Genomic DNA, 5,397 nt, shown 5'->3' on the forward strand with positions numbered 1-5,397 from the left:
CGGCGGTGGCCACGCCCTTGCCGCCCTTGAAGCCGAAGAACACCGGCCACAGGTGACCCACGAAGGCCGCCACGCCGACCATCGCCGCCGTGCCTTCGCCAAGGCCGAAAGGCTCGCCGAACGCGGCCACTGCCCACACGGGCATGAAGCCCTTCAGCGCGTCGAGCATCAGCGTGAGCAGCGCCGCGCCCTTGTTGCCCGAGCGCAGCACGTTGGTCGCGCCCGGATTGCCCGAGCCGTAGCTGCGCGGGTCGCCGAGCCCCATCGCGCGGCTGACGAGCACGGCGAACGACAGGGAACCGATCAGGTAGGCCAGCAGCGTGGCAGCAAGGGGAAGGACGGTCTCCATGGGGGTCTGAAAGTGGCGGCGATTGCAATTTTGCGCCCTGCTCCGCCAGGCTCCGGGCGGCGAGCACCGCCGCACGCTCGCCGTGGCTCAGCGCCGCTGAACTAGCGTTGCGATTTCAAAGGTCCCTGCGCGACGACGGCACCACCGGTCGAACACTGCACCGGACGCGCGCCGAGCAGCGTGACCAGCACCTTCGGGTCGATGCCGACCAGGTAGCCGCGCTGGCCACCGTTGATGTAGATGCGCGGCAGTTCGAGCACCGTGGCCTCGACATAGATCGGCATCGCCTTCTTGGTGCCGAACGGCGAGGTGCCGCCGACCAGGTAGCCGCTGTGCCGCTGCGCGACCTCGGGCTTGCAGTTCTGCACCTTCTTCGCGCCGATCTGGCGCGCCAGGTTCTTGGTGCTGACCTGCAGGTCGCCGTGCATCAGCACGACCAGCGGCTGCGCGCTGTCGTCTTCCATGATCAGCGTCTTGACCACGTGGTGCTCGTCGACGCCGAGCTGGCGCGCCGACTCGGCGGTGCCGCCGTTCTCGACGTAGTCGTACAGGTGTTCGGAATAGATCACCGCGCGGCGCTTCAGCAGCTGCGTCGCGGGGGTTTCGGAAGCATGTTCTTTGCGGCTCATCGGGACATCGGAATGGGTAAGGAGGGGGCTGTCGTGCTCATCGCTCAGCCGCGAAAGCGTTGCAGCGCATCGCCGGTGACGCGGCAGATGCGCCAATCGGGCATCACCGTCGCGCCCATCTTTTCGTAGAAACGGATCGCGTTGGCGTTCCAGTCGAGCACGCTCCACTCGAAGCGCCCGAAATCGCGTTCGACGGCGATGCGACCGACCCGGCTGAGCAGCGCCTCTCCGATGCCGCGGCCGCGCTGGGCGGGCTGCACGTACAGGTCTTCGAGGTACAGCCCGGGCTGCGCGAGGAAGGTCGAGAAGTTGGTGAAGAACAGCGCGAACCCGAGCACGGTGGCGTCGCTCTCGGCCACCAGCGCCTCGACCACCGGCCGTTCGCCGAACAGGTGCGGACGCAGCTTCTCCGGCGTGACCTGCAGCAGGTGCGTCAGGTGCTCGAATGCGGCCAGTTCTCGGATCAGTTGCACGATCGGGTTGACATCGCGCAATTCGGCGGCGCGGATCACAAAGGAGGCAGCCGTGTCAGTGCTCATCGGGCGTCGTCGTCATCTTCGGCCACGCCGTGCTCGCGGTCGAGTTGGTCCATGTGGTGGGCGTAGTAGGCCACCAGGAGCACATAGACCAGCGGTGCCCCCTGCGCCCCGACCCAGAAGCTGAACGGCCAGCCGAAGAACGTGAAGTTCAGGTCGCGCGCAAAGAACCCCAGCACGAAGGTCACGACGAACCAGATCGTCAGCAGCAACCCGGTGATTTTCAGGTTCCGGCGCCAGTAGGCCCGGTGCCGTTCGGTCCATTGCATCGCGTCGATCTCCAGCGGGTTCCGAATGACCGCCCGACCCGAGTCTACGGGGGGTCGCGTGAGAGAATCGGTTGTCAAAAATTTTGCAGAAACAAACCGATCATGGACGTCGAACACATCAATGCGATAGGCAACCACCTGGCCGACCTGGGCAAGCGCACGGTCGACCTCCGGGGGTATCTTTGACTACGATCGCAAAGCACTGCGGCTGAACGAAGTCAACGCGGCGCTCGAGAACCCGAGCGTCTGGAACGAGCCCAAACGGGCCCAGGAACTGGGGCGCGAGAAGCGCACGCTGGAATCGGTGGTGCAGACCATCGACCACCTGACCAGCAACCTGGCCGACAACACCGAGCTGTACGACATGTCGAAGGCCGACGGCGACTTCGACGGCCTGCTGGCCATCGAAGCCGATGCGGCCAAGCTCGAGGAGATCGTGGCCCAGCTCGAGTTCCGCCGGATGTTCAACAACCCGGCCGACCCGAGCAACTGCTTCATCGACATCCAGGCCGGCGCCGGCGGCACCGAGGCCTGCGACTGGGCCGGCATGCTGCTGCGCCAGTACCTGAAGTACTGCGAGCGCAAGGGCTTCAAGGCGACGCTGGAAGACGAGACCCCCGGCGACATCGCCGGCATCAAGAGCGCCACGATCAAGGTCGAGGGCGAGTACGCGTTCGGCCTGCTGCGCACCGAGACCGGCGTGCACCGGCTGGTGCGCAAGAGCCCGTTCGATTCGGCCGGCGGGCGCCACACCTCGTTCGCGAGCCTGTTCGTCTACCCCGAGGTCGACGACTCGATCGAGATCGACATCAACCCGTCCGATGTGCGCACCGACACCTTCCGCGCGTCGGGCGCCGGCGGCCAGCACATCAACAAGACCGACTCGGCGGTGCGCCTGACGCACATCCCGACCGGCATCGTCGTGCAGTGCCAGGACGGCCGCAGCCAGCACAGCAACCGCGACGTCGCCTGGAAGCGGCTGCGCTCGCGGCTGTTCGACTTCGAGATGCGCAAGCGCATGGAAGAGCAGCAGAAGCTCGAGGACACCAAGACCGACGTCGGCTGGGGCCACCAGATCCGCAGCTACGTGCTCGACCAGAGCCGCATCAAGGACCTGCGCACCGGCTACGAGGTGTCGGCCACGCAGAAGGTGCTCGACGGCGACCTCGACCCGTTCATCGAAGCCAGCCTCAAGCAGGGCGTGTGATGTGGCGTGAGTCCGCCGCGCTGTTGTTCGATCTGGACGGCACGCTGATCGACAGCATGACGCAGCACCAGCAGGCCTGGACCGAATGGCATCGGCGGCACGGTCTGCCGATCGACGAGGCCACGTTCTTCGCGGCCACCGCCGGGCGCTCCAACGCCGAGATCCTGGCCGACCTGCTGCCGGGACGCCCCGCCGCCGACCACCTCGCCTGGGCCGACGAGAAGGAAGCGCTGTACCGCGACATCGCGCGCCGCACGCTGACACTGGTCGCCGGTGCGCAGGACTTCGTGCAGCGCGCCCGGGCCGGTGGATACCGACTCGCGGTGTGCACCGCATCGACGCCGGAGAACATGGCACTCGCCTTCGAGCGCTTCGGCATCGACGGCTGGGTCGATTGCGTCGTCAGCCCGTCCGACGGGTTGCGCGGCAAGCCGCACCCGGACATTTTTCTGGAAGCCGCGCGACGCCTCGGCTGTGCGGCGCATGATTGCGTGGTGTTCGAAGACGCGCCGCTGGGCATCGAGGCGGCGCGACGTGCCCGCATGCGGGCGGTCGCGCTGACCACCACGCTGCCGGCGCCGGCTTTCAGCGGCTACGACAACCTGATCGCGTTGGTGCCAGACTTTCTGGCGCCGTCGCTCCTGACACCGTCCACCGACCCGACCTCATCCCATGCGTGAAGGCACTGCCCCCCTGATCCGGCGCGAGGACTACACCGCACCGGCGTTCTGGATCAAGACCGTCGACCTGACCTTCGACCTGGATGCGACGAAGACGCTGGTGACCAGCCGCATGCAGCTCGAACGCAACCCAGCCGTGCCGGCGCAGCCGCTGAAGCTGCACGGTGACGACCTGACCGTGCTGCGCGTGCTGGTCAACGGCGAGAGCGTGTCGTTCCGCAGCGAAGGCGGCCTGCTGGTGGTCGACAGCCTGCAGGACATGCCGCCGGGCCCGTTTGCGCTGGAGATCCGCAACACCTGTTCGCCCGAGCGCAACACGCAGTTGTCGGGGCTCTACACCTCGAACGGCGGGCTGTTCACGCAGTGCGAGGCCGAAGGCTTCCGGCGCATCACCTACTTCCTCGACCGGCCCGACGTGATGGCGATCTACACCGTCACGCTGCGCGCCAGCAAGGCGGCCTACCCGGTGCTGCTGTCGAACGGCAACCTGGTTTCGCAGACCGACCTCGACGGCGGCCGCCACCAGGCGGTGTGGCACGACCCGTTCCCGAAGCCCAGCTACCTGTTCGCGTTGGTCGGCGCAGACCTGGTGGCGCGCGAACAGCACATCCGCACCCGTGCCGGCCGCGATCACCTGCTGCAGGTGTACGTGCGTCGCGGTGACCTCGACAAGACCGAACACGCGATGAACTCGCTGATCGCCAGCATCGTCTGGGACGAGGCGCGCTTCAAGCTGCCGCTGGATCTGGATCGCTTCATGATCGTCGCGGTCGGCGACTTCAACATGGGCGCGATGGAGAACAAGGGGTTGAACATCTTCAACACCAAGTTCGTGCTGGCCACGCCCGCCACCGCCACCGATGTCGACTATGCCGGCATCGAGAGCGTGGTCGGCCACGAGTACTTCCACAACTGGACCGGCAACCGCATCACCTGCCGCGACTGGTTCCAGCTCAGCCTGAAGGAAGGCCTGACGGTCTTCCGCGACCAGGAGTTCAGCATCGACATGGCGGGCAGCGAGAGCGCCCGTGCGGTGAGGCGCATCGAGGACGTGCGGCAGTTGCGGCAGCTGCAGTTCCCCGAGGATGCCGGTCCGATGGCGCACCCGGTGCGCCCCGACAGCTACCAGCAGATCAACAATTTCTACACCGCCACCGTCTACGAGAAGGGCGCCGAGGTCGTGCGCATGATGCAGACGCTGGTCGGCCGCGACGGCTTCGCACGCGGCATGACGCTGTATTTCGAGCGCCACGACGGCCAGGCGGTGACCTGCGACGATTTCGCGCAGGCCATCGCCGATGCCAACCCGGCCAGCGAGCTGGCGCGGCACCTGCCGCAGTTCAAGCGCTGGTACGCACAGGCCGGCACGCCGCGGCTGTCGGCGCAGGGGCATTTCGATGCCGAAGCGCGCACCTACACGCTGACCGTCGAGCAAGCGTCGTCGGGCGGCGAGCCATTCGTCGTGCCGCTGGCGATGGGGCTGATCTCGCGCGAAGGGCACGCGCTGCCGCTGCAACTGCACGGTGAATCCCTCGCCGCCGGCACGCACCGCGTGCTGGTGCTGCACGAGGCGTGCACCAGCTACACCTTCACCGGCATCGACAGCGCCCCGGTGGCGTCGCTGCTGCGTGGCTTCTCGGCTCCGGTGATCCTGTCCGACGACGTGGCCGATGCCGACCTGCTGGTGCTGCTGAAGCACGACAGCGACCCGTTCAGCCGCTGGGAAG

7 protein-coding genes are annotated in these 5,397 nt (G+C 67.0%); 3 read left to right on the forward strand and 4 right to left on the reverse strand.

Translation table 11 applies throughout. The annotated features are described in order from the left end of the window. From Q1W68_RS16595 to Q1W68_RS16610, 4 genes are all read right to left on the reverse strand, one after another. A partial coding sequence (locus Q1W68_RS16595; RefSeq protein WP_300717119.1) for a glycerol-3-phosphate acyltransferase occupies positions 1-349 on the reverse strand: 349 nt, incomplete at its 3' end. Positions 350-450: 101 nt separating this feature from the next. Next, entirely contained in the window at positions 451-978 is a 528-nt protein-coding gene (gene ybaK / locus Q1W68_RS16600) for a Cys-tRNA(Pro) deacylase (RefSeq protein WP_300717120.1), read from the reverse strand. Between the two features lie 44 nt (positions 979-1,022). After that, the gene (locus Q1W68_RS16605; protein WP_300717121.1) at positions 1,023-1,517 is read right to left on the reverse strand and encodes a GNAT family N-acetyltransferase; all 495 of its coding nucleotides are present in this window, start codon (positions 1,515-1,517) and stop codon (positions 1,023-1,025) included. Continuing rightward, on the reverse strand, positions 1,514-1,783 hold the full coding sequence (locus Q1W68_RS16610; RefSeq protein ID WP_300717122.1) for a DUF4212 domain-containing protein: 270 nt from the start codon (positions 1,781-1,783) through the stop codon (positions 1,514-1,516). Before Q1W68_RS16610 ends, Q1W68_RS16605 begins: the two co-directional genes overlap by 4 nt. A gap of 102 nt (positions 1,784-1,885) precedes the next feature. Between Q1W68_RS16610 and prfB the strand changes: the two genes are divergently transcribed. The 3 genes from prfB to pepN all read left to right on the forward strand — a co-directional run. Then, positions 1,886-2,990 (forward strand): peptide chain release factor 2 gene (prfB, locus tag Q1W68_RS16615; RefSeq protein ID WP_300717123.1). Its coding sequence is split into 2 segments (ribosomal slippage): positions 1,886-1,966 and positions 1,968-2,990, totalling 1,104 coding nucleotides; the frame shifts between segments, so codons are not numbered across the junction. Beyond that, complete coding sequence (locus Q1W68_RS16620; RefSeq protein WP_300717124.1) at positions 2,990-3,670, forward strand: HAD family phosphatase; 681 nt, start codon at positions 2,990-2,992, stop codon at positions 3,668-3,670. The genes prfB and Q1W68_RS16620 overlap by 1 nt, the downstream gene beginning before the upstream one ends. Then, positions 3,663-5,397 (forward strand): aminopeptidase N (pepN, locus tag Q1W68_RS16625; RefSeq protein WP_300717125.1); only part of this gene is annotated, 1,735 nt, incomplete at its 3' end. The genes Q1W68_RS16620 and pepN, both read left to right, overlap by 8 nt.

The sequence above is a fragment of the Hydrogenophaga sp. genome (assembly GCF_030158645.1).
GTDB lineage: Bacteria > Pseudomonadota > Gammaproteobacteria > Burkholderiales > Burkholderiaceae_C > Hydrogenophaga.